Source organism: Hymenobacter jeollabukensis (assembly GCF_005771675.1).
Taxonomy (GTDB): domain Bacteria; phylum Bacteroidota; class Bacteroidia; order Cytophagales; family Hymenobacteraceae; genus Solirubrum; species Solirubrum jeollabukense.
In genome coordinates this window covers 345,170-370,432 of the sequence record NZ_VAJM01000002.1, presented here as the reverse complement: position 1 = coordinate 370,432, position 25,263 = coordinate 345,170, and the positions used below count along the sequence as shown (strand labels likewise).

At 62.9% G+C, this 25,263-nt stretch carries 20 protein-coding genes; 7 read left to right on the top strand and 13 right to left on the bottom strand.

Annotated elements, in window-relative coordinates; translation table 11 throughout:
- Positions 1 to 318 precede the first annotated feature (318 nt).
- Positions 319 to 1,899 (top strand): RNA polymerase factor sigma-54, encoded by a 1,581-nt coding sequence (rpoN, locus tag FDY95_RS05655; protein ID WP_138075775.1) that lies wholly within the window; start codon positions 319 to 321, stop codon positions 1,897 to 1,899.
- Between the two features lie 85 nt (positions 1,900 to 1,984).
- Positions 1,985 to 2,605, top strand: coding sequence for a hypothetical protein (locus FDY95_RS05650; RefSeq protein ID WP_138075774.1), 621 nt, complete (start codon positions 1,985 to 1,987; stop codon positions 2,603 to 2,605).
- Between the two features lie 6 nt (positions 2,606 to 2,611).
- Here FDY95_RS05650 and FDY95_RS05645 read toward each other — a convergent pair whose 3' ends face one another.
- The gene (locus FDY95_RS05645) at positions 2,612 to 4,009 is read right to left on the bottom strand and encodes an FAD-dependent oxidoreductase (protein WP_138075773.1); all 1,398 of its coding nucleotides are present in this window, start codon (positions 4,007 to 4,009) and stop codon (positions 2,612 to 2,614) included.
- Positions 4,010 to 4,596: 587 nt separating this feature from the next.
- On the opposite strand from FDY95_RS05645, the gene FDY95_RS05640 reads away from it, so the two are divergent.
- On the top strand, positions 4,597 to 7,230 hold the full coding sequence (locus tag FDY95_RS05640) for a TonB-dependent receptor (protein WP_171025543.1): 2,634 nt from the start codon (positions 4,597 to 4,599) through the stop codon (positions 7,228 to 7,230).
- 125 nt (positions 7,231 to 7,355) lie between these two features.
- Here the strand turns inward: FDY95_RS05640 and FDY95_RS05635 are convergent, their stop codons facing one another.
- From FDY95_RS05635 to FDY95_RS05600, 8 genes are all read right to left on the bottom strand, one after another.
- On the bottom strand, positions 7,356 to 7,958 hold the full coding sequence (locus FDY95_RS05635) for an alpha-ketoglutarate-dependent dioxygenase AlkB family protein (protein WP_138075771.1): 603 nt from the start codon (positions 7,956 to 7,958) through the stop codon (positions 7,356 to 7,358).
- Between the two features lie 3 nt (positions 7,959 to 7,961).
- The gene (locus tag FDY95_RS05630; protein ID WP_138075770.1) at positions 7,962 to 8,606 is read right to left on the bottom strand and encodes a hypothetical protein; all 645 of its coding nucleotides are present in this window, start codon (positions 8,604 to 8,606) and stop codon (positions 7,962 to 7,964) included.
- A 96-nt stretch (positions 8,607 to 8,702) separates the two neighbouring features.
- Positions 8,703 to 10,001, bottom strand: a complete 1,299-nt coding sequence (gene kynU, locus FDY95_RS05625; protein WP_138075769.1) for a kynureninase — start codon at positions 9,999 to 10,001, stop codon at positions 8,703 to 8,705.
- 242 nt (positions 10,002 to 10,243) lie between these two features.
- A complete protein-coding gene (locus FDY95_RS05620) occupies positions 10,244 to 11,605 on the bottom strand; it encodes a SulP family inorganic anion transporter (RefSeq protein ID WP_171025542.1) in 1,362 nt (453 codons plus the stop codon).
- Positions 11,606 to 11,609: 4 nt separating this feature from the next.
- Complete coding sequence (locus FDY95_RS05615; RefSeq protein WP_171025541.1) at positions 11,610 to 12,047, bottom strand: hypothetical protein; 438 nt, start codon at positions 12,045 to 12,047, stop codon at positions 11,610 to 11,612.
- 248 nt (positions 12,048 to 12,295) lie between these two features.
- Complete coding sequence (locus FDY95_RS05610; RefSeq protein WP_246073937.1) at positions 12,296 to 13,330, bottom strand: amidohydrolase family protein; 1,035 nt, start codon at positions 13,328 to 13,330, stop codon at positions 12,296 to 12,298.
- Positions 13,331 to 13,397: 67 nt separating this feature from the next.
- Entirely contained in the window at positions 13,398 to 14,684 is a 1,287-nt protein-coding gene (locus tag FDY95_RS05605; RefSeq protein ID WP_138075766.1) for a glycosyltransferase family protein, read from the bottom strand.
- A 103-nt stretch (positions 14,685 to 14,787) separates the two neighbouring features.
- A complete protein-coding gene (locus FDY95_RS05600; RefSeq protein ID WP_138075765.1) occupies positions 14,788 to 15,315 on the bottom strand; it encodes a 3-hydroxyanthranilate 3,4-dioxygenase in 528 nt (175 codons plus the stop codon).
- 209 nt (positions 15,316 to 15,524) lie between these two features.
- Here FDY95_RS05600 and FDY95_RS05595 point away from each other — a divergent pair, with 209 nt between their 5' ends.
- On the top strand, positions 15,525 to 16,316 hold the full coding sequence (locus FDY95_RS05595; RefSeq protein WP_138075764.1) for an SDR family oxidoreductase: 792 nt from the start codon (positions 15,525 to 15,527) through the stop codon (positions 16,314 to 16,316).
- 232 nt (positions 16,317 to 16,548) lie between these two features.
- Here the strand turns inward: FDY95_RS05595 and FDY95_RS05590 are convergent, their stop codons facing one another.
- The 4 genes from FDY95_RS05590 to FDY95_RS05575 form a co-directional block, all read right to left on the bottom strand.
- Entirely contained in the window at positions 16,549 to 17,085 is a 537-nt protein-coding gene (locus FDY95_RS05590; RefSeq protein ID WP_138075763.1) for a carbohydrate binding domain-containing protein, read from the bottom strand.
- Between the two features lie 139 nt (positions 17,086 to 17,224).
- The gene (locus FDY95_RS05585) at positions 17,225 to 17,509 is read right to left on the bottom strand and encodes a hypothetical protein (protein ID WP_138075762.1); all 285 of its coding nucleotides are present in this window, start codon (positions 17,507 to 17,509) and stop codon (positions 17,225 to 17,227) included.
- Between the two features lie 302 nt (positions 17,510 to 17,811).
- Positions 17,812 to 19,233 carry a glycosyltransferase family 39 protein gene (locus FDY95_RS05580; protein ID WP_246073936.1) on the bottom strand — a complete coding sequence of 474 codons (1,422 nt, stop codon included), beginning with the start codon at positions 19,231 to 19,233 and terminating at the stop codon, positions 17,812 to 17,814.
- Between the two features lie 302 nt (positions 19,234 to 19,535).
- Positions 19,536 to 20,075: a hypothetical protein gene (locus tag FDY95_RS05575; RefSeq protein WP_138075760.1), complete on the bottom strand. Its 540-nt coding sequence runs from the start codon at positions 20,073 to 20,075 to the stop codon at positions 19,536 to 19,538.
- A 77-nt stretch (positions 20,076 to 20,152) separates the two neighbouring features.
- On the opposite strand from FDY95_RS05575, the gene FDY95_RS05570 reads away from it, so the two are divergent.
- From FDY95_RS05570 to FDY95_RS05560, 3 genes are read left to right on the top strand one after another with little or no spacing between them, the layout of a single operon-like run.
- Positions 20,153 to 22,627 (top strand): hypothetical protein, encoded by a 2,475-nt coding sequence (locus FDY95_RS05570; protein ID WP_138075759.1) that lies wholly within the window; start codon positions 20,153 to 20,155, stop codon positions 22,625 to 22,627.
- 52 nt (positions 22,628 to 22,679) lie between these two features.
- Complete coding sequence (locus FDY95_RS05565; RefSeq protein ID WP_138075758.1) at positions 22,680 to 23,627, top strand: glycosyltransferase family 2 protein; 948 nt, start codon at positions 22,680 to 22,682, stop codon at positions 23,625 to 23,627.
- A gap of 12 nt (positions 23,628 to 23,639) precedes the next feature.
- Positions 23,640 to 25,190, top strand: a complete 1,551-nt coding sequence (locus FDY95_RS05560; RefSeq protein WP_138075757.1) for a DUF2079 domain-containing protein — start codon at positions 23,640 to 23,642, stop codon at positions 25,188 to 25,190.
- Positions 25,191 to 25,263: the final 73 nt, after the last annotated feature.

Here is a 25,263-nt window from a genome sequence, read left to right as displayed (position 1 = left end):
AAGTTGAGCCGGCAAAAATACGCGCCTTGCCCGTCATTCCGAACAAACCCATTCGTCATTCAGAGCAAATCAGAACGTCATGTCGAGCGAAGTCGAGACATCTCGCGTGCTGACTGCGGATAGTAACCGGATGATTGGAATTACTATCCAGCGAGATGTCTCGACTTCGCTCGACATGACGTTCTTCGTCATTTGGCCTGCATTACCGGTCCTCCCCCTCGCTCACCAACCTTTCGCCCCGAACTCAAGTACACAGTAGGCTATATTTGGCAGGCCCGCGCCTGCTACTTTTGGCGCCCCGCACCGCTTACCTCCGCCATGCAAAGACTGGACATGAAGCAGCTTCTCTCGCAGAAGCTGTCCCCCCAACAGATCCAATTCATCAAGCTCCTCCAAATTCCTACGGCGGAGCTGGAAATGCGCATCAAGGAAGAGCTGGAGATGAATCCGGCCCTGGAAGAGGGCGACGCGGAGGAAGCCGACCTGGCCGATGAGGACGCCGACGACGAGTTTGGCGACGACGCGGACGACGATACGCCCGACGAGCCGGCCGAGGGCGAAGAGTACGACAACGAGGAAAACATTCTCGACGAGGACTTCGACGAGGTGCCCGAGCCCGAAATCGAGCTGCCCAAGGACGAGGACACCAGCGAAACCAAGGAAAGCGACGACCTCGACATCGATGACTACCTCAACGACGACGAAATAGCCGGCTACAAGATGCAGGGCGACAACGGCGGCGACGAGGAAGAGCGCGACATGCCCCTGGCCGATACCAGCAGCACCCTCACCGACTCGCTGTTCGAGCAGCTGCGCTTCATGGACCTCGACGACAAGGAAGAGGCCATCGGGCGGCAGCTCATCGGCTCCATCGACGCCGACGGCTACATCCGCCGCGACCTGGGCGCCATCGTCAACGACCTGGCCTTCTCGCAGAACATCGACGCCACGGAGGCGGAAATCGAGCAGGTGCTGCGCCTGATTCAGACCTTCGACCCGCCCGGCATCGGGGCCCGCGACCTGCGCGAGTGCCTGCTGCTGCAGCTGGACCGCCGCCCCCACGACGACATGGTGGACCACGCCCAGCACATTCTGATGGACACGTTCGACGAGTTCACCAAGAAGCACTACCAGCGCATTCAGCAGAAGCTGGACCTGGAAGACGACGAGCTAAAGGACGCCATCAGCCTGATTCTGAAACTCAACCCCAAGCCCGGCGGCTCCGGCCCCACCGGCGGCGGCCGGGTGCAGTACATCATCCCCGACTTCATTCTGACCAACGACAACGGCGACCTGAGCCTGACCCTGAACGCCCGCAACGCCCCGGACCTGCGCGTGAGCCGCGACTACCAGGAGATGTTTCAGGCCTACGACAAGGGTGCCCGCAAGGACAAAAAGCTCAAGGAGGCCGTGACCTTCGTGAAGCAGAAGCTGGACGCGGCCAAGTGGTTTATTGACGCCATCAAGCAGCGCCAGAACACCCTGCTGCGCACCATGGACTCCATCGTGCGCTACCAGCGCGAGTTTTTCCTCGACGGCGACGAAAGCAAGCTACGGCCCATGATTCTGAAGGACATAGCCACCGAAATCGGCATGGACATCAGCACCGTGAGCCGGGTGGCCAACTCCAAGGCCGTGCAGACGGAATTCGGCATTTACCCGCTGAAGTACTTCTTCTCCGAAGGCATTGCCACCGACTCGGGCGAGGATGCCAGCTCGCGGGAGGTGAAGCACATTCTGAAGGAAATCATCGAAGCCGAGGACAAGCGCCGCCCGCTGTCGGACGACAAGCTGGAAAAGATGCTCAACACCCGCGGCTATAACATTGCTCGGCGCACCGTGGCCAAGTACCGCGAGCAGCTGAACATTCCGGTGGCGCGGCTGCGCAAGGAGCTATAAGCAAGTCCATTCCCGCAAAAGCGAAGAAGACGGAGTTGGTGGTTTGCCGCCGTTCCGCCTTCTTCGCTTTTCTTTTTCCGTCGATTTGAAAGACCGTCTGGCTTACGGCCTGTCCGTTGTGCTACACCCGATGCTGGTGCCCACGTACTTGGTGCTGCTGCTCTGCTACGGCTGGCCCGGCCGGCTGCCGGTGTCCGGGGTGGCACCGGTGCCAGCGGCTTTGCTGCTCCAAGCCTGGGCGCTGAGCTTCTGGCTGCCCAGTTTGCTGATTGGCCTGATGGCCCGCTTCGGCCTCATCAGCTCGGTGGAACTGCCCGACCGCCGGCAGCGCACCGCCCCGCTGCTGCTGGCCGCCGGTGGCTTTGCGGCGGCGGCCGTGCTGCTGGCCAGCTACGCCCCGCAGGCCAGTCTGCTAAGTCGGCTATTCGCCGGCATCACCGTATCGGTGCTGCTGACTACGCTTATTACGCTATGGTGGAAAATCAGCGCGCACGGCGTGGGCATGGGCGGCGCCAGCGGGCTGAGCCTGTGGCTGCTGACGGCCCCGGGCAGTGGTAGCGCCGCCCCGCTCACTTTGCTGGCCGTAGTGCTGCTGGCGGCGGCCGTGGGCTGGGCCCGGCTGCGGCTGCGCGCCCACACCCGCGCACAGGTGCTGGCCGGGCTGGGCCTGGGCACGGTGATAGGGCTGACGTTCAGCGCACTCTAACGCCGGTTACCCGGCCCGCTCCAGCTCCTTTTCCACCATTGCCTGCACCTCGGGCCGGTCGTAGTCGGCTTCGGTCTCGATGTGCTTCATCAGGCGGGCCATGATGGCGTCCTGGCGCTGGCCGTTGGCCCAGGCTTCGGCGTAGGGTCGGTGCGAGAAGGTGACCTGGGAGTAGAGCGAAGTCCACTGCCCGGGGTACTGGGCCGATATTTTGCCCTCGATTTTCTTCTGCAGCAGAAAGCGCGGGTCGGCCACCTTGTCGCGCATTTCCACGAAGTTGTACACGGCCAGGTCGGCCACGGCGTCGGTGTTGGGCTTACGCAGTTGCTGAAACTCGCGGAACACCGTCTGCCAGTCGGCGCCGTGCCGCTCCATCAGCTCGTCGAGCACGGTGCAGTCTTCGAAGCCGGCGTTCATGCCCTGCCCGTAGAAGGGCACGATGGCGTGAGCCGCGTCGCCGAGCAGCAACGCCTCGTCGCCGAGCGACCAGGGAAAGCACTTCACCGTCACCAGCGAGGAGGTGGGGTTGTGGAAGAAGTCGTCGGTCAGCTCCGGCATCAGCGGCAGCGCATCGGGGAAGACGCGCCCGAAAAACTCCGTCACGTCGGCGGGCGTCTGCAGCGAGGCAAACGAGTCGGCACCCTCGAAGGGGAAAAACAGCGTGCAGGTGAAGGTCCCATCGAGGTTGGGCAGGGCAATCATCATGTAGCTGCCGCGCGGCCAGATGTGCAGCGCGTGCTTTTCCAGCACCCAGCCGCCATCCGGCGCCGCCGCAATGGTCAGCTCCTTGTAGCCGTATTCGAGGTAGGACTGCGAGTAGTCGAACCGCTCCGTTTTCTGCAGGGCGCCGCGCACGGCCGAGAAGGCGCCGTCGGTGCCGAAGAGGTGCTGGTAGCCCACGTGCTGCTCCGCGCCGGTTTCGATGTCGCGCAGGTGCAGCTCCTGCTGGCGCAGGTTCACGTCGAGGCACTGCTGGCCAAAGAACAGCCGCACGCCGGCTTCGGCTTCGGCCAGCTCCAGCAGACGGCGGTTCAGCCCGCCCCGCGACACCGAAAAAATGCCCTGCCCGGGCTGACCGTAGGGCTGCTGGCTGAGGTTGCCGTGCGCGTCGTGCATCACCCGCCCATACATCGGAATGGCCACTTCCCGCACCGCTTCGGCAATGCCCACGCCCTCCAGCGCCCGCCAGCCGCGGTCCGACAGGGCCAGGTTGATGGAGCGGCCGGCATCGACGCCGGCGCGGCGCGGGTCGGGGCGCCGCTCGTACACATCTACCTGGTAGTCACGGCGGGCCAGGTACAGCGCGAGCAGGGAACCGACCAGGCCGGCACCGGTAATGGTCAGACGGTTGGTATCGGCGGCCGGAGTCGGGATGCCCGGCGTGGGGGTGGCAGAAGTCGTCATACGGGGAATGCGTGGCGCCGAAAGTAAGGCATTCCGCTTATACGCACACTGAATACTTCTTCCCCGATTGTAACAGCAAATGCTACTACAAATGATACTATTACCAGAAAATACACAAGCATTATTGACTTAGTACAGTAAACACCGTATGATTACCTACCTTACCATTAATTCTCCCTTAAGTACCAAAGCACCCTACCCCAACATGATTGCATTTCCTACTCCCCGTCTAATCACACCGCAACCAATATTTGGAGCTGTAAGCCAAGATAGTACGCCCAAACCTGTAGCAAGCGAAGCAGCCTACGCGGAGCAAGCAGCTGCTACAGATGCTGGCCCGGGCCAGCTTCAAATCGGTGATTTTACCCTCGGCGACCTGGACTGCCCCAGTCTGACTGGACACCCGGATATTCGATATTAACAGCTTTAGGAGGGCTGAAAATGCATTTAGCACCAGCCCAGCGGGAATTAGCTAGCATTATATTAATCAAGGCATTATAAATCCGGAAAGATTACGGAAATTTGTAGGCATGCAGCGTATCCCGGAACGTTATGCTGCGTCTTTCTTCCCTCTTTCTTCTCTTGTTATGCGGCAACTGTACCCTGGCCTACTGGCCCTGGGCGGCGCTGTGCTGGCTCTGCCAGCCCTGGCGCAATCAGAAGCCGGCGTGGGTGGCGTCGTGCGCAATGATGCCGGTCAGCCCATTCCCGGCGCTACGGTATTTTTAAAAGGCACCCTGATCGGCACCGGCACCAACCGGGAAGGGCAGTTTTCGCTGCCCGCCGACTTCAGCGACGGGCCGGTGGTCATTTCCGTGTCCTTCGTGGGCTACGAAACCCGCGAGCTGGAGCTGAGCAAGCCCACCCCCGACGTGGTGGTGACGCTCAACGAAGCTGTGACGCTCAACGAAGTGGTGGTGGCGGCTTCCCGCGTGGAAGAATCCCTGCAGCAGGCGCCGGTGACGGTGGAGAAGGTGGGTGCCGTCCAGGTGCAGCGCCTGCCCCCGCCCGACGTGCTGGCCGGCCTCAACCAGTTCAAGGGCATCGACGTGAACTCGTCGAGCATGGTGATGAGCAGCCTCAGCACCCGCGGATTCAACTCGCCCAAGTCGGAGCGGGTGATTCAGCTGGTCGACTACTTCGACACCCAGTCGCCCTCGCTCAACATCAACTCGGGCAACCTTACCGGCCTGCCGGAGCTGGATATTGCCAGCATCGAAGTAATTCACGGGCCGGCCTCGGCGCTGTACGGGGCCAACGCCTTCAACGGCGTGGTGCTGCTCAACTCCAAGGACCCGTTCGTGACGGAGGGCTTCTCGGCGCGGGTGCGCGGCGGGCAGCGCAGCTACTTCGACGGGCAGCTACGCTACGCCCACAAAATCGGGAAGCGCTTCGCCTTCAAGGTGCTCGGCAGCTACCTGACGGCCGATGACTGGCTGGCCAGCAACTACAGCCCGGCCAGCCTGCGCGTGACGCCCAATAACAACCCGGCCGGCTCGCCCCTGGGCTACGACGCGGTGAACCGCTACGGCGACGTGTCGAACACCTTCAACCCGGCGCAGCAGCTGCCGGGCGGCACCAGCCCCGAGCTGTACGGCAAGACAGTATTTATGCCCGGCTTCGCGGAAACCACGCTGGTAGCCGACGACAACAAAGCCAAGGCCTTCAAGGTGGTGCCGACGGTGTCGTACCTGCTCACCGACAAGATAAAGGCGACGGTGGGGGCCAGCATCAACCGGGGCACGGCCAGCTACCAGAGCTCCAGCCGCTACCGCCTGCGCGACTTCGGCACCAACCAGTACCGCGGCGAGCTGCGCGGGGAGCGGTGGTTTTTGCGCGGCTCTTCCACCCAGGACTTCGGCAACAACTCCTACGATCTGGGCTTTCTGGGCGCGTTCATTCAGAACTCGCCGATAGCCGAAGGTTCTGCCACGACCTATGCCCAGCGGTTCTTTGGCACCTACAACGGCGCCTACAAGCAGGCCCGTGCGGGCAGCCTGCCGGTGGAGCAGGCCCTGGCGGAGGCCCAGAAGGCCGCCAACGCCACCCAGCTCGCCCCCGGCGACGCCCGGTTCGGGGAGCTGCGCGCGGCCATCATCCAGGACAACCGGCCGGGCCGGGGCGCGCGCCTGAACCCCAGCTCCCTGCTCAACGAGGGCAACGCCCAGTACGACTTCCGCTTCGGCAAGAGCACCAGCCTGATTCTGGGTGCTTCGTACCGCAAGTTCCGCCTGGGCTCGAACGGGCAGTTCTTTTCCGACGACGACCAGCGCATCCAGAACCACGAAATGGGCGCCTACACCCAGTTCAGCCAGCAGCTGCTCGACGACCGGCTGAAGCTGGCCCTGGCCGTACGCGTCGACGCTTTCAAGAACTTCGACCCGGCCGTGTCGCCGCGGGCCTCGGCGGTGTACTCGGTGGGCGAAAACCGCCAGCACAGCTTCCGCGCCAGCTACGGCCGCGCCTTCCGCTCCCCCACCCAGCTCGACCAGTACGTCCGCCTCGACGTGGGCCCGGTGCTGCTGCTCGGCAACGTGGGCAAGGGCTTCGACGGCCTGACGCTGCCCTCGACCACCGCGCCTTCGGTTCCCATCCACGTAGACCCGCTGCAGTTGGAGCGCCTGAGCACTTACGAAGTGGGCTACCGCGGCACGCTCAGCAACAAGCTGTACGTCGACCTGAACTACTACCGCAGCCAGTACAACGACTTCATCGGGGCGCAGCGCTTCATTGGCAACCCCAACGGTACCCCGCCCAACCCGGGCCGGGTGTTGCAGGTGTGGACCAATGCCGACCAGGAAGTACACACCCAGGGCGGCTCGGCCGGCGTGAACTACACCGTGGTCAAGCCACTGACCCTGAGCGCCAACTATAGCCTGAACGTGCTGGACCGCTCGCGCATCTCGGATGAGAACTTCCAGACGTTCTTTAACACGCCTAAGCACAAGTTCAACCTGGGTGCCAGCGGCACGGCCGGGCAGCTGAGCTATTCCGCCAACTACCGCTGGGCGCAGGGCCACCTCTACGAAACGCCGTTTGCGGTGGGCGAGCTGGCCAACTACAGCTCCCTGGATGCCTACGTGGGCTACACCATTCCGCGCCTGGCCACCACGGTGCAGGCCGGCGGCGCCAACCTCCTGGACAGCAACAACGTGCAGGTGTACGGCGGCCCCAACATCGGGCGCCTGGCCTACGTGGGTTTGCTGGTTGATATTAAGTAATTGGTATTGAGCCGGTAGTCGGAAAATTATTCGGCTTCTGACCTGCTCAGACAAAGCCAAAAGGCCTGCTGATATATTCAGCGGGCCTTTTTTATTATGAACGACCATAGTTGTCCGGTCACGGACTACCCGCTACCTACCACGTTTCGAAACGTCAGGTTCAGGCGCGGACCGACGGCCTGGGCGGTTTTGGGCACCGCGTGCTGCCAGTAGCGCTGCGTGGGGCCCTGCATCAGCAGCAGGCTGCCGCTGCCCAGCTCCAGACCGACGGGGGCGTGAACCGGGCCGCTGCCAGGCCGGGGGCGCAGCCGAAACCGCCGCGTGGCACCCAGGCTGACGGAGGCAATGACGGGCGCCGGACCCAGCTCGGGCTCATCATCGGCGTGCCACCCCATGCTGTCCTGCCCGTGGCGGTAGAGGTTGAGCAGCACGCTATTGAAGTGGGCGCCGCTGGCAGCTTCCACGCGCTGGCGCAGGGCCTGCAGTGCGGGCGTCCAGGGCGCGGGCTGCAGCTGCAGGCCGGAGTAGCGGTAGCTGGCGCCGGCGTCGCCGTGCCAGGCGGTGAGGCGGGGCTGCAGCACCGGCTTGCCAAAGAGCGTAATGGGCTCGTGCCGCCAATGGATGGTGGCCGTCAGCTCCCGCAGCAGCGCGGTAGCCTCGGCGGGCAGGAGGAACTGCTCATCGAGGCGCACATCGGCCTGGGGCAGGGCTAACGACCGTAGGGCCATAGGCTACTTCAGCCCCGGCATGGGCACGCCCATCGACTGCGCCAGCATCATCAGCAGCATCACCAGCGCGAAGGTGATGATGAGCGGCGGCAACCAGCTGCGCGACTGGTAGGTGCGGGCGCCGATGAAGTAGGGCCACAGCACGAACACGTAGATGAGGGCGGCGGCAATGTTGCTGCACAGGCCCACCACGTTGGGGTTGAGCTTCAGGTTGAACAGCAGCCACAGGTGGGCCGACAACATGGTGATGGACAAGGCCATCAGCAGGGCCGCGCCACCGTAGCGGCGCAGGCGCAGCAGGTTCAGCAGCATCAGCACCGCTCCCACTGGGTACGACAGTACCACCGAGAGAATGGCAATGGTACCGGGCGAGTAGAGCGCGGGCGCGTCGTCGGCTACTTCCGGCTCTTCGACTTCCTCGGTCCGTGCCCACGCGGGCGCGGCCGGCGGGGCGGCGGTGGCGGCCTGACGGGCAGCGGCTTCCAGCTCGGGGCGCAGGGCGGCAGCGCCGGGCACTACGTGGCCGCGCCGCTCCAGCTCGGCCAGGGCGGCCAGCACGGCGGCTTCAATGTATTCGACCCGGCGCTCCACATACCGGAGCAGCTCCGCGTCGGGTTTGCCGGCCATCTTGGCCGCATAGTCTTCCATTTCAGTCGGGCAAGCGGAGCACCGGGCCGCGCCTGGCCCCCTGGCCGGCACGCGCGCTCCATCATCAGCAATACGAGAAACAGCGCGGGGCGGCTATTAGTTGGCCGGAGCGGCGGCAAGCACCGCGCTCCAGGCCGCCACGCCCTGCCCAATGCGCCACACGTCCTCGAAGGAATTGTAGAGCGGCACCGGCGCGAGGCGGATGACGTTGGGCTCGCGCCAGTCGGCCATGATGCCGCGCTCGGCCAGAAAATCGAACAGCTGCCGGCCCTGGCGGTGCACCAGCAAGGACAGCTGGCAGCCGCGCTGGGCGGGGTCCTGGGGCGTGATGATTTCGAGCAGCTCGGCGGGCAAACCAGCCTGCCGCAGCACAAATTCCAGGTAGCCCGTCAGCTGCTCGCTCTTCTGGCGCAGCGCGGCCATGCCGCCGGCTTCATCCACAATGGCCAAGGCGGCGCGGTGAATGGCCATGGGGAAAATCTGGGCATTGGAGAGCTGCCAGCCGGCGGCCCCGGGCATGGGCCGGAAGCCCTTTTTCATCTGGAAGCGCACCGAGGCGTCGTGGCCCCACCAGCCGGCGAGGCGCGGCAGGTCGGGGCGCTCGGCAAACCGCTCGTGCACGAACACGCCCGAGGTGCCGCCGGGGCCGGAGTTGAGGTACTTGTAGGTGCACCAGCAGGCGAAGTCTACGTCCCAGTCGTGCAGCTGCAGCGCGAGGTTGCCGGCGGCGTGGGCCAGGTCGAAGCCCACGGTGGCGCCCACGGCGTGGCCGGCGCGGGTAATGGCCGGCATGTCGAAGGCCTGGCCGGTGTAGTAGTTGACGCCGCCGAGGATGACCAGGGCCAGCTCCTCACCCAGCTCCGCAATTTTCGCCTCAATATCTTGGGTGCGCAGGGTATGCTCGCCGGGGCGGGGCGTCAGCTCCACGATGGCGTCGTCGGGCTGGTAGCCGTGCAGCTTCACCTGGCTTTCCAGCGCGTACTGGTCGGAGGGAAACGCGCCGCCTTCCATCAGCACCTTGTAGCGGCGGCCTTCGGGGCGGTAGAAGCTGATGAGCAGCAGGTGCAGGTTGACGGTGAGGTTGTTCATCACCACCACTTCCACCGGCCGGGCGCCCACGAGGCGGGCCGTGGCGTCGGTCAGCGTCTCGTGGTAGTGCATCCACTCGGACGGCTCGCGGAAGTGGCCTTCCACGGCGTGCTCCTCCCAGCTCCGGAACTCGGCTTCGACGGCGGCGCGGGCGGCGCGGGGCAGCAGGCCCAGGGAGTTGCCGCAGCAGTACACGGCTTCCGCCCCGTCGGGGGCCAGCGGAATGTGAAACCGCTCACGGAACGGGCGCAGCGGGTCCTGCGCGTCGAGCTGGCGGGCGAAGTCGGGGGTATTCTGGAAGGTCATCGAGCGAAGATAAAGGGCAATCGGTTGCGGTGCCCAGTTTCAGTCCCGTTGCCCGGATTTGTGCTCGGGCAGCGACACGTCGCGCTACGGATGCTGCTGGCTCAGTCCGCCGCACGCCAGCGCCGATTGAAGCAGGTGCGCCGTTCTGATTCCGGGTCGCGACGCATAAGCCGGGGCTCCTTATCCTTTTAGCACCCAAAAGGCAGGCAATTCTCTACCTATTCACCTCCTCTATCTGGGGCTTAATTAATCCAGACACCCTCCAAAAACAGGTTGAGCATATACACCAGGGCCAGCAGGTTGATACCGTATAAGCCAACCGACAGCTCCCGGTACCACCGAAAATCTGCCTTACCGATGAAGAGGAAGGCAAGACAGTACAACGTGAAGAGCACGAAATACCAAGTAGCCTCCAGAGGCATAAAGTTATCGAAGTACCAAGGCCACCCGACCAAGGTAGCCACCAGCACACAAGCCGTCAGCACCCCTAACCAAAGGCGCGGCTGCGTTTGCTGGTACTGCCAGGCCCAGGCCAGTATCACGAAAAAAAATGGGCTGGCAAAAATATACCTGCTCAGGCCCACGATATCAGGGTTTTGGTAGAATACGATAAAGTATCCGGCTCCCACGGCGTAGCCAAGCGAAAATAACACTGCCTTGGAAAGCCTTGGCGCATCCGTGTGCGCCTTGCCCAGCCCCAGCAGCCAACGCACGCCCAAAGCCAGGCAGGCTACCAATGCCACCACTACCACGACCAGCGCCGCCAGATCAAGCCACAAGACGTTGATGCCGGCGGAATCGTTTAGCAGGGTCTCGGGCAGGTGGAATTTGTGGCCCCACAACGAGTGTACATTGTAAAACGCAAGCGCATCCCCGTGCCGACGGTACTGCAACCACATTACGAGCACCACGGCCGCCACCACGGCCAAAATACCAGCCAGTAGTTCCCCGAGTTGCCGCCCGAAGCTCTTGCGCCGGTCCCACGTGAGCAGTTCGGCAAACAAGTAAGCGGGCAAAAAAGTCGTGCCGGCCGAACGGGCCAGGCAGCAGCCAGCTAGCCCGAGCAGGACAAGCGCTACCTGCTGCCGATGCAAGCCGCGCAGCAGCAGCGCCCCGAAAAAGAAGAATAAGCCCTCGCCGTATGGCACCATGGTAAACAGCAGGGAAGGCAAGGCCAGCAGTAACAGCAGTTGCCGCCGCGTCAGGCCAAACGTAAGCGCCAAGACGCCAGCGCCCACCCACGCCCAAATGGCATTTAGAATGCTGATGCCAACGGCATCGAGTCCGGTGAGGCGCCACCAATAGGGAAACAATGGAAAAAAGGCGTTGGTACCCAGCTTCGAGTCCGTTGGGTAATCGTTGACGGCTATGGAATAGAAATTATTTCCGTCCCAATTAAGCAGCCGCGCCTGTTCCGGCAAATAGTCGAGCAGGCCGAAGCAGTAGCAAGCAGAGTAGAGCGCCGTCAACAGTCCGGCGTGCAGCAGAATCGTCAGAGCATAATCAGTCCAGCGCAGCGGCTCGCGCTGCACCGGCATCGGCGAACCAATGCCAAGCGGGTACTCCGGAACGGGGCCGGAGGAAGAAACGGAGGTAAGAGCCATGATCCTAAGACAATTTATCCAAGCGCAGATCATCCAGGTAAATAGCGTCGACCATGCCGCCACTCTTCCATAGATACATAGTCACTTTATCGGTGGGCACCAGACCAGCCGGCAAGACCAGCAGCTTGTGCACTGGCACCCACTGATTATAATGTTTGATGACGCCCGGTAGCGAGATACTATTCCAGTATAATGTAGAATCATTGCGGCTCACACTCACCACCAAATTGAGCTTCAGCCGGCCGTGTGGCAGCAGGGCCCAGGCATTCAGGCGCAGTTTGCGGGGGCTGCCCAAATCCTTCCAAGAGCGATTAAATTGCATGGTGTACTCATCGCCCCCAGTCATCCGGCAGCTGTAACGCCCAGAATGCGCTTTTTCATCACTCAGCCACGAGGGCGGGGCCGGAACCCAGCCATCTAGATCCTCAAAGCTGGTGCTCAACACGGGTTCCTGAGCGGCTGGTTGGCAATGGCTCAGTCCGGAAATTATTAGCGCCGCCATACCCAGCTGCACGAACAACCTACGTATGAGCGCCCTACACGAGAAAAGATGAGCCACAGGCAAGTAATTAAAAAATCTGTGTGTGCGGGTGTATAGCAGTCCTGCTCAACAGGGGCCATACAGCAAATATACTTCAGTTGCTTGTAGGATGGCGGAAGCCGGGCAAGCCGACCAAGCCCCGTTGGCGCCTACGCTCGGTACGCCGAGCCGGCGCGCCGGAACTGCTCCACTCGTACCCCCATCCAGTCCAGCGCGTTCTGCCCCAGCATGCGCGCCTTCACGTCGTCGGGGTAAGGCATGCTGCGGATGAGCTGCCCGGGCTCCAGCTCGCCGAGCGGGAAGGGGTAGTCGGTGCCGAGCGTGATTTTGTCGGCGCCGAGGGTTTTCACTAGGTAGTCGAGCATCAGCGGGTCGTGCACCAGCGAGTCGACCCAGAACTTGCCCAGGTACTCGCGCGGGTTCACCGGGTTGTCGATGGCGCAGAGGTCGGGGCGCACCTGGAAGCCGTGCTCGATGCGGCCGATGGTGCTGGCGAAGGTTCCGCCGCCGTGGGCCACGGCCACGCGTAGCCGGGGCAGGCGCTCCAGCACCCCGCCGAAGATGAGCGAGCAGAGGGCCAGGGTGCTTTCGGCGGGCATACCCACCAGCCAGGGCAGCCAGTACTTGGGCATTTTCTGCTGGGCCATCATGTCCCAGGGATGCACGAACACGGCCGCGCCCAGCTCCTCGGCGGCCTGAAACACCTCGAACAGCTCCTGGGCGTCGAGGTTCCAGTCGTTGACGTGGGAGCCAATCTGCACCCCGATCAGGCCCAATTCCTTCACGCAGCGCTCCAGCTCCTTCACGGCCAGGTCGGGGGCTTGCAGCGGAATGGTGCCCAGGCCGGCAAAGCGGTCGGGGTAGTCGGCCACCACGCCGGCAATGTGGTCGTTGAGCAGCATGCTCAGGTCCAGCGCGTCGTGGGGCTTGGCCCAGTAGCTGAACATGACGGGCACCGTGCTCAGCACCTGCACGTCGACGCCGAAGTGCCCGCACTCGCGCAGGCGCACGGCGGGGTCCCAGCAGTTGTCCTGGATTTCGCGGAAGAACTTGTCGTCCTGCATCATGCGGGCGCAGCAGGGCTTGTGGTGCTCCAGCCGGATAAAGCCGCCGTAGCCGTACCGCTCGCGCAGGTCGGGCCACTGTTTGGGCAGGATGTGGGTGTGAATGTCGACGGTCAGCAAGACGGGGGTGGGTGGCAACGGGCCGTGGGTGGCGGCCGGTGGAGGGAAAAGGAAGAGCCGCCGCGGCTTAGAGCTTGCGGCGGAAAAAGTTACGAAAATACATGTCGGCCGTGGTGTCGTCCCAGTGCAGCACTCCGCCGGCGTACTGCCAGCTCTGCCAGAGGTTCAGCACGATAAAGGCCACCACCACGGTGCGCAGGGCCCAGCGCCAGCGGGCGTGGGCCAGCAGGCTGGCTAGCGGCAGGGCCAGCACCGGGTAGAGGCTCACCAGCGGCCGGCAGCTGAAGCTGCCGCCGTAGGACCAGGTGCGCCAGCTGAAGGTCACGTAGATGGCCACCGGCACCATCAGCAGCACCATCAGCCAGGCGGCGGGCACGTCGCGGCGCAGCCACCACAGGCCACCCAGGCTGAGCAGGGCCATAGGGGTATACAGCCACCAGCCCTTGCGGAAGCTGATCAGGCCCTCGACGAGGTGCGGGTGCAGGAAATCGAACTTCTCGCCGGTGTAGGAATACACAATCCAGTGCCCGCTGACGGCGTGCCAGAACAGCGCCTGCAGGCTGACCACCGCCAGCAGCAGCACGGCCGCCAGCAGCAGCTGCCCGCGCCGCTCCCACCACCACTGGGCCCGCTGCCGCAGGGCCGGCGCGGCCAGGGTGAGGCCCCAGGTGAGCGGCACCAGCCCGTACATAGCCTCCGAAGGGCGGGTGAGAATGGCCAGGCCCAGAAACAGGCCGATGCCGGCGGCAAAGCCCGGGCGGCCGGTTTCGTACCAGCGGGCCGAGCAGTAGAGCAGCGCCGCCTGCCAGAGGAAGAGCACGGCGTGGGCCATGTTGGCGTCGTAGCTGGCGTAGCAGAACAGGTTGGTACCGAGGCCGATGCCCGCCAGCGCCCAGGCCGTGGTGCCGTCGTCGTAGTAGCGGCGCAGCAGCTTGCGCAGAATCCAGAGGCCCAGAATGCCGTGGAACAGGCCCGCAATCATGATGATCTGCTGGTAGGGCCGGCTGAAGCCGTCGGCGGCGTATTTGTCGCTGGCGCCGGCCCAGGCATGGGCGCCGAGAAACCAAGGCAGGTCGGCCAGGGCCTTGCCGAGGGTGTATTTGCTCATGAACCGCTTGCCGGGCAGGGGCTTGAGCCCGATTTCGGCCGGCTCCTCCGCAGGGCGGTAGATATGGCGCAGGGCGCCGAGCGAGTCGGGCCGGCCCAGGTCGCCGTAGATGAAGGCCGAGGGCAGGTACACGTAATAGCCGCCGGGGTCGGAGTCGAGGACTTCCATGGCCTTCCAGCGCTTGTCCTGAAACATGGCCAGGGTCAGCAGCGCCGCCGCCAGCCAGAATACGACGTTAGATTTCATTAACAGCAGGCCACTTAGCAGGATTCAAGACACAAAGAAAGCCGGTCGGCGCGCATGGGCCATGCGCGCCGACCGGCTGGCGGCGAAAATCCGGGTCTGGGGCTTACTGCACCGGGGCGGGCGGCTGCATCACGGTGCCGCAGTTCTTGCAGGTGCGGCGCTCCTCGCTCTGCCAGAAGTTGCCCATGATGACGGGCAGCTGCTTCACGATGTCGGTGACTTCCGTAAACTCCTCGTATAGCTTGGTGCCGCAGTTTTCGCAGTACCACTGAAAGCCGTCCAGCTCGCCGGGCTTGCGGTAGCGCTCCACCACCAGGCCCACGGTGCCGGCCGGGCGCTGCGGGGAGTGGGGCACGCCCGCGGGCAGCAGAAATATCTCGCCGGCCCGGATGGGCAAATCCACCGGCTTGCCGTCCTCGATGATTTTCAGCGTCATGTCGCCTTCCAGCTGGAAGAAAAACTCCTCGCTGTCGTCGACGTGGTAATCCTTGCGGGCGTTGGGGCCGCCCACCACCATCACGATGAAGTCGTCGTTGCCTTTGAACACCTGTTGGTTGCCGACGGGCGGCTTGAGCAAGTGGCGGTGTTCGTCAATCCACTGCTGGAAGTTGAAGGGGCGCGTGACGGGCATATTGGGGTGACGGGTAACACGTGCCGAGCGGCACGTGGTGGGTGGATGGGTTTGGGGTGACACGTAACGCGTGCCCGGGGACAAGTTATAAACTGCCACCGGAACCACCGGATTTTCAGTACCCGGGCCGAAGTTCAGCCGCTTCTGCGCGGCTTCCCCGTTACCTGTCACGTGTCACGTGTTACCTGTCACCTAGCTACCTTGCGGCCATGCTTACCGACCAACTCACCGACCGCCGCGCCGTGGTGTGCGGCAGCACCCAGGGCATCGGGCGGGCCGCCGCCGAGGCGCTGGCCGCCCGCGGCGCCCACGTCACCCTCATTGCCCGCAACGAAGACGCCCTGCGCGAAGTAGCCGCCGCCCTGCCCGCCGAGCACGGCCAGCAGCACGACTACCTGGTGGCCGACTTCAGCCGCCCCGCCGAGCTGGCCGAGCGCCTGGCCGAATACGTAGCCAAGAACCCGGCCACCCACATTCTGGTCAACAACACCGGCGGCCCGGCGGGCGGCCCGCTGCTGGCCGCCTCCGTCGACGACCTGCGGGCGGCGTTTGAGCAACACGTCGTCTGCAACCACCTGCTGGCCCAGGCCCTGGTGCCAGGCATGAAAGCCGCCGGCTACGGGCGCATCATCAACGTCATCAGCACCTCGGTGAAGCAGCCGCTGCCCAACCTCGGGGTGTCGAACACCACGCGCGGGGCGGTGGCCAGCTGGGCCAAAACCCTGGCTAACGAGCTGGGTCCCTCGGGCATTACCGTCAATAACGTGCTGCCCGGGGCCACGCTCACCCAGCGCCACCACAGCCTGCTGGCGGCGCGTTCGGCCAGCACCGGCACACCCGTGCAAGAGCTGGAGGCCCAGATGCAGCGGCTGATTCCGGCCGGGCGCTTCGGGGAAGCCGAAGAAGTGGCGGCGGCCATTGCGTTTCTGGCTTCGCCGCTAGCCAGCTACATCAACGGCATCAACGTGCCGGTGGACGGCGGGCGCACCAGCAGCCTGTAGGTTAAGCCGCGGCCAGCACGGCCTCGGCCTCAGTCGACCGGTTGTCGTTTCGTTTCCTCAGCTTATCCAGCACCGCTAAGGGTTTCCGTCCGGTAGCCTTACCGGCAGTAAAGCACCCGAGTCGGTGTTGTCGGCACCGTTCTGGCTGGCCAATCAACTAAGCAGCCGCCGCTTGGCCCGAAAACCCGGGACCAAGCGGCGGCTGCTTAGATGCGTTGCCATGAAATCAGACTTACTCCGCTTTTTCGATAACCATGTCGTCGATGTAAGCGGTTTCCGCCGCGGGGGTGCGCCACATATAGATGCTTAAGCGGTCAGTGGAAGTCGCCTCTGCCGGCAGGGTGATGGTTTTCTCAATTTCCACCCACTTGTTAGCAGCTTTGGCGGCAGGGCCTAGGTCAACGCCTTCCCACAACAGCTGCTTGTTGGTGGTGGGATTAGCAATACCAATTACCATTTTCACCGGAGTATTGGCCTTTGCCAAGAACACCCACGCACGGACTTTAAACGCGGTAAGCTTGGTGGGGCTGAGTTTGCCGAGCAGGTTGTTGTAGCCGGTGCTGTACTCCACGCTTGGGTCTACTTTCACTGCATAACGGCCGGAATGCGCTTTGGCCGTAGTTAACGAAGCCAGAACGCTGGGGTCGTTGACCCAGCCTTCCATAGCTTCAAAATCGTTTCCGGCCAGCCGGTTGGGCGATTCGGTACCCGTCTTATCACCGCAGGATACCATGCACAGAGCGGTGAGTGCGTAAAGCACTTTTTTCATAAATCAGCGAAACAGAAGCTTTTGAAAGCCCAAAACTAGGTAAAAAAAGTATTAAGGCGTTGTCTTTCGCAGCACGATTTGCCGTGAATTCTGGTCAACAGGCTTCACTTGAAATTACCGCCAGCCAAAGCGCAACCCATCACCGAATTTCGGTTATCCGCAAATCGTCGAGATACACGGGCTGCTGGGCCTGCCTGCGCCACATGTAAAGGGTCAACTGGCTGTTGTAGCCCGCCTCAAACGGCATGTCGATGTAGAAGTCCAAAGGCTTCCACTTTTCGTACGGACCGGCATCGGCCAGCGGGTAAGCGCGGTAAAGAACCGTGCGGTCGGGCTCGTTTGGGGCCGATACTGCCGTTATCAGTGCCGCGTCGTCTTCGAATCGCGGCACCCAGGCCCAGGCACTGATGTGGAGCTTGCGCACGCGTAGAGGGAAAACCTGCCCCAACCGCACGCTGTATTTCATAGAATACTCGTGGGCAGAATCTACGCGGATAGCGAAGCGCCCGGAATGGGCCCGGCGCTGGGTAAGCGTGGGTAGCAGAGAATCGGGCTGCAGGCTGGTCATCGACTCGAAATTGCATTGCATGACCAACCGTTCCCGAACATCCTCCCGCCCGTCGCGCGGCCGACAGCCCGGCAGAGCGGACATTAGCCCTAACCCCAGCAGAATAAACAAACAGCCCCGGGACATGGTCCGCCAGTTGTTGTGAATGATGAGCGCTTTTACCACGGCTGACGCATATCAAGGCGACGCAATACGACAAACGGCTGCTGCATAACCGGCGCAAAAGCCGTTGGCAGGGTGGTGTGGTGCTGCACCATACCGGTGTAGAAATCCTGGGGCATGAGCACGTATTCAAGGCTGTCCCGCGCCATCAGCTCGGTCAGGTACTGCGGGGTTGCGTCGGCGGGCACGGCGCTGAGGGTGCGCCCACGCCGGTCGGCGTACACCAGGGGCGTATTGATGACCTCGGTTCCCAGAATGAGCACCATAGCCTTCTTCGGCACCCCGGATTCATCCAGCCGCGCCCCGCCTTCTTGCAGCCAAGCGTAGGTGTCGTCTTCCATGCGCTGGTGCAGGTGCTTGTAGCCGTCGCGCAGCAGCACAAAGCATAACACCGCCAATCCCACGCTGCTCACCCAGCGAAACCATCCGCCAAACCGGCCCAAGTTCAGCAGGGCCAGCAGCAGCAGCAGCAGCGCGGCGGGCACAAACGACGCAATAACGTAGTAGTCGTGTATGGGCAACTGCTCCCCCATCATCCAAAAGAAGGTGTAGCCGATAGCCAGGGCGGGCAGTAGCAGCAGCACCAGCGGTAAGAACCGGCGCAGGTTGGTACGCGCAAATACGAACAGCAGCGCGGCACTGGCCAGTAACATCCGGTACTGCGTCACGGTGCCGTATTCCCGCCACATCCAGCCTCGGACGGCCCGAGTAACGGTGTGCAGCGAATCGTCGTCTTTAATGGGCATGAGCTGGGCCAGGAATTGCCACGACTGGTAGTAGGTATTCAGGGCCTGATTATGCAGGAAGTACCCCACAATCAGGCCGACGCTTACCGCCGCCAAGCCCACGAACCACCGCCGTTGCCGGCCGTTCATCAGCGGCGGCTCGAAAAATCCCCAGACCAACGTGAGGCCCAACACCGCCGCCAGAAACAGGGCCGTGGTGGTTTTGATGAGGGCCGCTAACGTCAGCACTGCCAAGGCCACTAGCATGTCGCGGAACAAGCGGTGCTCTATAAAACGCAGCCAGTAGTAGTATCCGACAAAGCTCAGCGCCAGACTGGCCGGATCGGGCAGGTAGTTACCGGAGTAAAAGCCCACGACGGGTGAGCCCAGCAGGAAACATGCCGGTAGCAACGCGGCCACAAAGTGCCCGGTGCGCTCGAACACCAGCCGAAACAAATAGAAAAATCCGACCAGCGCGCAGGCAATGTCCAGCAAACGAAACGCGGGGTTGATAGCATCCCGACCAAAAACGCCCCCTATCAGAGCCGCCAAATAAGCTTGGATTGGGAATTCTACCCCGGTAATGCCGCCAATAGAAACGAGCGACGAAGTGCGGGGATGCCAGAAGTCGAAGCCGTAGTCGTAGAAATTGATAGCCAGCGCCAACCGGTCGCCCTGTGCCCAGGAATGCATCCCGGAGGGCATAGCCGTAATAAAGGGCCAGTAGAAAAAAGCCCCCAACGCCACGAAAAATACGGCTGCTCCGATGTGGTAAGGGTGCGTCTTTAGCTGACGGTTGGCCGACGAGAAAAAAGACATGTAAGTGATGTTCTAAGAGTTCATCCCGGCGCCAGCCCAGTAATCTAGCCCGCAAATCCAGGCCCTTAAGCTGCATTTGGTCAGCGCGGGCTGTAAAGGCGTATTGTACCGCGTTAGGGCCTGCAGACCTTAGCACTTGGTGGTGCTGCAAATCCGGTGCGCGGCCTCAAGCCGGATTATTCGACAAGCTGCAGTTCGACATCGTCAAGGTAGACGGGCGCGCCGCTGCCGGCGCGCCACAAGAACACCCGCAGTTCGTCGGTCGATATTGCCTTTTCTGGCAGGACGAACTCGTGGCTTACTTGTTGCCAGCTGCCGGGCTTTTTGACCTGCTCTTTCACGTTCACGCCTTCGTTAAATACCGTAGACCCGTCCTTGGAACTCAGGATTTGCAACGACAAAATGGCGTCGGCATCGGGTCCGGAGGTGTTGACCCACCCCGTCAGACGAAGCTTGCGGGGCTTCGACGACACCACGTCCGCGAGCAGTTGCCGGTAGGTGAGGCTATACTCGATGTCCTTGTCCGTCTTGATGGAATACAGGCCCGACCGGGCCCGTTCTTTGGTCAGCGAAGGCGTAGCTGGCACCCAGCCAGCCATATCATCGAAACCAGTGTTTATCAGCGTGCTGTGGTCACCAACTTTACCCGTAGCCCCATCCGAAGAACAGGCAGCCGAGAACAAGAGCAGACCAGCGCTAAGAATCGAAAAACGCATGGGCAGGAGTACAACGAAGGGCTCTAGAAGCCAGCAAATATAGGGAGCGAATCTTCATAAACCGCGGTTCTAATCCCTTGCCAGCCGGGAGCCCGCCAGCAACTTCTGGACCTGCCGGCACACTGGTTCCCCGACTACCTGTTCTGCATCCGCTCCGCAAGAACGTACCCTACTGGTCCTTATCTTCGCACGTTTCGAGCCTGCGTCCAACATCCGTTTACCTACTTGCCCGTCTTCTTTTGTTGCTAGCGACTCCCTCCCCCTATCGGCGCTGGTTGCCTCACGGCATCACCCTTCTGCTGTCTGCGCTTGTTGCGTGCCTATGCTATACGCCGTTGCTGCCCATCAATACCCGCGTGGTCAATGTCAATGGAGACGCTATTAAGACGGTATACAGCCTGGTGTACTACGTGCAGCACGGCGGGGGCAACTACAGTAATGCCATGCTTTATCCCTACGGGGAGCATATCAATTATTACGACCTGATTCCGCTGGTGGCCTTGCTGCTGCGGGGCATTTATCTGCTTGTGCCGATGAGCCCCGCCGCCATCATTGCGGGCATGAACCTGGCCCTGCTGCTGACGCTGATCGGGGCGCCGCTTGTGCTTTTTGCGGTGCTCCGCCGCTTGGGGCTGCCGGCCTGGGTGGCCATTCCGGCGGCTTTGGTGCTGGTATACCTTTCGCCCCAGCAAGGGCGCCTCACTACCCATCCGAGCCTGTTTGCGCCGCTGGTAGTGCCGGCGCTCTGGTACGGGCTGATGCGCATGCTGGAACAGCCGAGACAGTGGCGCTGGCCGCTGGCGTACGTGCTGGTGGCCGTTGGGGCCGCCCTGATGCACACTTATTTTTTATTGATAAGCGGTGTACTGGCCGGTGGCAGCGCGCTGGCCCTGCTGTTGCAGGACCCGCTGCGCACGGTTCGCGCCCGGCTGCTACCGCTGCTCATAGGTGCCGTAGTACCACTAGGAGCATTCCGCATTTGGCTGGCGCTTACGGACCACGTGGCGGACCGCCCCCTGAATCCGTACGGTACGTTTGTTTATACCTCCCGGCCGAGCAGTATATTTCTGCCCTCCCAGGGCTTCTGGCACAACCAAATAGCCGCCATCCACGACTGGAAATTAGGTCCCTGGGAAGGCTTTGCCTACGTAGGCATTCCCGGGGTGCTGGTGCTGCTGTTCTCGATGTGGCGTTTTGGCCAGCGCCTGATGCGCGGCCAGTGGCAACAGTTGCGGCGCCCCATGCTACCCCGCCCCTTGCGCACTGCGTTGGTAGCGGGTGTTTTGGCGTTGCTGCTAGCTATGTCTTTTCCCTTTATTCTACCCGGTGGCGAAGCCTTACTTATCGGCCCGGTCAAGCAATTCCGGGCCCTGGGCCGCATGGCATGGCTGTTTTATTACGTGTACACCGTTTACGCGGTGTACTACCTATACCAGCTGTACCGCTGCCTGGCTTGGCGGCACCACACCTGGGCCGGGGCCGCTTTGCTGGCTTTGTCGGGGCTGATATGGACCTCCGAGGCGTGGGAAAACGTGCGCCCGGTGCGCGACACCCTAGCCCAACAAACTACTGCCCGGGAATATACAGCCGATGAATACCTGCGCCTGCTGAATTACTTTGGCCGGCAGCCGACTGATTTTCAGGCAGTCCTGCCGCTGCCTTGGTACTGCGTAGGCACCGATAAACTGGCTATCGAAGCGCACGGCGAAGTCCTGCGGCAAAGCAGTCGGGTCATGATGAATACGGGCCTACCCCAGGCGGCCGTGATGATGACGCGTACGTCGGTAGGGGAAACGCTGAACCTGGCTCAGCTCCTGGCCAATCCGCTGTTGCCCCGCTCACTAGCCGCTCAGCTACCTTCGCGCAAGCCGTTTCTGTTGTTGGTGCTACGTGGTGCCTGGCTGACGCCCAACGAACAGAGCCTGTTGCAGCGCGCCAAGCTGCTGGGGGAAGGCTGGGTGGCCAACCTCTACGAATTGCCGGCCGACAGCTTGGTAAGCAGCGAACCGGCCCGGGCCCTGCGCCAACTAGCCGCTGCCAAAGGCAGCATGCGCCGTTCTGCCGATAGCCTGTTGTGGCTCAATGGTAGCGGCACCGCCCTATATCAATCGTTCGACAGCCTGCCAGCCAACCCGGGGCTTTTTGGTCGGGGTGCGCTGGTAGCCGCCGGCCGGCCCTACGACAGCTTCTTTACGACCGTTTACGAAGGAGCTGCACCCGCCGACACCGGCCGGTACGAAGCTTCCATCTGGATCCAGGCTACCCGGGCGCATGGCCTCGGAAACTTCCAGGCCAAGACCTTCGATGGCCAGGGCCAACAACAGGAACACACCTACGTCAATAATGCGCTTAGCACTGATATTTATCATGGCTGGGTTCGGGTGGCAGTACCCGTGCACGTGCGGCCCGATACGCGCCGCTTGCAACTGCTTGTCGACAACCCCGACCTAGCCGCCGACGAGCTGCTGATTCGCCCGGCCGGCACCGACGTCTTTCATCATCACGGGGCGGTCTGGTTGAAAAATAATTTCCCGCTGAACTCCGCCCGTTGAAGCATCCTGCGTTGCTTGCTGCTCCATTCTTGACCTAACTTCTTCGCCACCCGTGGACCTCTCCGTCATCATTCCCATCTACAACGAGGAAGCCAACATTTCGACGCTCTACCAGCGCCTGCGCGGGGTCATCGACCCCATGGGCATCCAGTGTGAGTTCATTTTTATCAACGACGGCTCACGCGACAGCTCCCTGCCGCTGATTCTGGACCTGGCCGCGCGGCACCCGGACGTGCGCTACATCAACTTCAGCCGCAACTTCGGCCACCAGATTGCCGTAACGGCCGGCCTCGACCTCTCGCAGGGCCAGGCCGTGGCCATCATCGATGCCGACCTGCAGGACCCGCCGGAGCTGATTCCGGAGCTCTACCGCAAGATGCGCGAGGGCTACGAGGTGGTGTACGCCAAACGTCGCCGCCGCGAGGGCGAAAGTGCCATGAAGCTGTTCACGGCCAAGATGTTCTACCGCATCCTGGCCAAAATCACCAATGTCTCCATCCCCGTCGACACGGGCGACTTTCGCATCATTTCGCGCAAGGTGGTGCAGGCGCTCAAGCAGATGCCGGAGCAGAACAAGTTTCTGCGCGGGCAGATTTCGTGGATCGGCTACCGGCAGACCTACGTGGAGTACGACCGCGCCCAGCGCGCCGGCGGCGAAACCGGCTACACTTATCGCAAGATGATCAAGCTGGCGCTGGACGGCATCACCGCCTTCAGCGACGTGCCGCTGAAGGCGGCCACGCTCATGGGCTTTGGCGCTACGGGCATTGCCTTCCTGGTGCTGCTGTATACCTTGTTCGAGCGGTTCGTCACCCGCAACTACCAGCCGGGCTGGGCTTCGCTGATGGTAAGCATCCTGTTTTTGGGGGGCGTGCAGCTGATTGCCGTGGGCATCATCGGCGAGTACCTGGCCCGCCTGAGCGCCAACGTACGCCAACGCCCGCTCTACATCATTTCGGACACCAACATCAGCGAGCCGGCACCCGTCGGCCGCGGTTAAACGCACAACCCGGTGAATCGGCACAGCACGCTGACGAAGGCGGAACCGGGCACGGCCCGGCAGCGCAACTGGGCCCGGGGGCTGCTGCTCGGCTTCGGGCTCATCTACGCCCTGGTGTCGCTGGTGAATCATTACCTGATGCGTACGGCGGCCTTCGACCTGGGCATTGCCACCCACGCGCTGCGCAGCTACGCCCACCTGCGCGCGCACTACGTCACGGAGCTGCTCGACACGCCGGCCACCAACTTCCTCTCCTCCAACCTGCACTTCGCGCTGGTGCCGCTGCTTGTGTCGCCGCTGTACTGGCTGCTGGGCTCCTGGACGCTGCTGGTGGTGCAGATTGCGGCCGTGCTCTGGGGCGGCTGGGGCGTGCACGTCTTCGCCCGCGCCCGCGGCGCCAGCTACGGTCAGGCCAACGTGCTGATGGCCCTGTTCTTCAGCAGCTGGGGCATCTACTCGGCCCTGGGCTACGACTACCACGACAACGTGGTGGGCGCCATGGCCGTGCCGTGGCTGGTGCATTGGTTTGAGCAGCGCCGCTGGGGCCGGGCCCTGCTGGCCTTCGCGCTGCTGCTGGTGAGCAAGGAAAACCTGGCGCTGTGGGCCGCCACCATCATGCTGGGCCTGGCCTGGAAGCACTGGCGCACCCGCCCGCTGCTGCTGGCAGCGGTGCTGGGCGCCGTGGTGGCCCTCATCTACTTCGCGGTGATTACCAAAGTAGTCATGCCCGGGCTGTCGGTCACGCACCAGCAGCTGACGCAGATTCAGCGCTACCAGCACCTGGGCGGCTCGTTGGAAGCGGCCGTACTGAACGTGGCCACCCACCCCAGGCTGCTCTGGCAGTGCCTGTTCGAGAACATTACGGCTGATCCGAACTATAACTACATCAAGGCTGAGCTGTGGGCCGTGCTGCTGCTTTCGGGCGGGCTGGCCCTGGCGTTGCGCCCCTGGTACGCGCTGATGCTGGCGCCCATCCTGGCCCAGAAGCTGCTGGCCAACGACTTCGGTCTGTGGGGCATCAACGCGCAGTATTCCATCGAGTTTGCGCCGGTGCTGGCCCTGGCCGTCACGGAGCTGGGCCTGCAGCTGCGCCAGGGCCCGCCGCGCCAGCGCTACTACGCCGCCTCGCTGGCGCTGGCCGCGCTGGCTACCGTCGTCACGCTGTACACGCGCCAGAGCAAGTGGTACCAGCGCGAAACCACCAACTTCCTGCTGGCCAAGCACTACCGTTCCACCCAGGGCCTCGACGTGCGCCGCCTGCGCCGCGCCCTGGACGAGCTGCCCGCCGAGGTGCCGCTGAGCGCGCAGGCCAATCTGGCGCCCTGGCTGGTCAACCGCGACAAGCTCTACCACTTCCCGGTGCTGCGCGACGCTCAGCTGGTGGCCCTGCTCAAAACCGACAAGCTGCCCTGGCCCCTGTCGCCCGAAGGCTACTTGCAGGCCCAGCAGCTACTGCGCACCCGCGGCGACTTCCGCGTGCGCTACGAGGACGACCAGCTGCTGGTGCTGGAGCGCACCCGCCCGCCGGCCCAGCCCGATGAGGTGCTGCCCTTCAAGCTGTAGCGCGACGCGCAGGATGTAGCGCGAACTTTCAGTTTGCGTAGCTCAGCACGATAATCACTCGAACGTCAGTCGT

Bases quoted from the DNA above. Each gene is read 5' to 3' on its own strand.
- rpoN (WP_138075775.1), top strand. From the start codon at position 319: ATGCAAAGACTGGACATGAAGCAGCTTCTCTCGCAGAAGCTGTCCCCC.
- FDY95_RS05645 (WP_138075773.1), bottom strand. From the start codon at position 4,009: ATGACGACTTCTGCCACCCCCACGCCGGGCATCCCGACTCCGGCCGCC.
- FDY95_RS05640 (WP_171025543.1), top strand. From the start codon at position 4,597: ATGCGGCAACTGTACCCTGGCCTACTGGCCCTGGGCGGCGCTGTGCTG.
- FDY95_RS05635 (WP_138075771.1), bottom strand. From the start codon at position 7,958: ATGGCCCTACGGTCGTTAGCCCTGCCCCAGGCCGATGTGCGCCTCGAT.
- FDY95_RS05630 (WP_138075770.1), bottom strand. From the start codon at position 8,606: ATGGAAGACTATGCGGCCAAGATGGCCGGCAAACCCGACGCGGAGCTG.
- kynU (WP_138075769.1), bottom strand. From the start codon at position 10,001: ATGACCTTCCAGAATACCCCCGACTTCGCCCGCCAGCTCGACGCGCAG.
- FDY95_RS05620 (WP_171025542.1), bottom strand. From the start codon at position 11,605: ATGGCTCTTACCTCCGTTTCTTCCTCCGGCCCCGTTCCGGAGTACCCG.
- FDY95_RS05605 (WP_138075766.1), bottom strand. From the start codon at position 14,684: ATGAAATCTAACGTCGTATTCTGGCTGGCGGCGGCGCTGCTGACCCTG.
- FDY95_RS05600 (WP_138075765.1), bottom strand. From the start codon at position 15,315: ATGCCCGTCACGCGCCCCTTCAACTTCCAGCAGTGGATTGACGAACAC.
- FDY95_RS05595 (WP_138075764.1), top strand. From the start codon at position 15,525: ATGCTTACCGACCAACTCACCGACCGCCGCGCCGTGGTGTGCGGCAGC.
- FDY95_RS05590 (WP_138075763.1), bottom strand. From the start codon at position 17,085: ATGAAAAAAGTGCTTTACGCACTCACCGCTCTGTGCATGGTATCCTGC.
- FDY95_RS05580 (WP_246073936.1), bottom strand. From the start codon at position 19,233: ATGCATTCCTGGGCACAGGGCGACCGGTTGGCGCTGGCTATCAATTTC.
- FDY95_RS05575 (WP_138075760.1), bottom strand. From the start codon at position 20,075: ATGCGTTTTTCGATTCTTAGCGCTGGTCTGCTCTTGTTCTCGGCTGCC.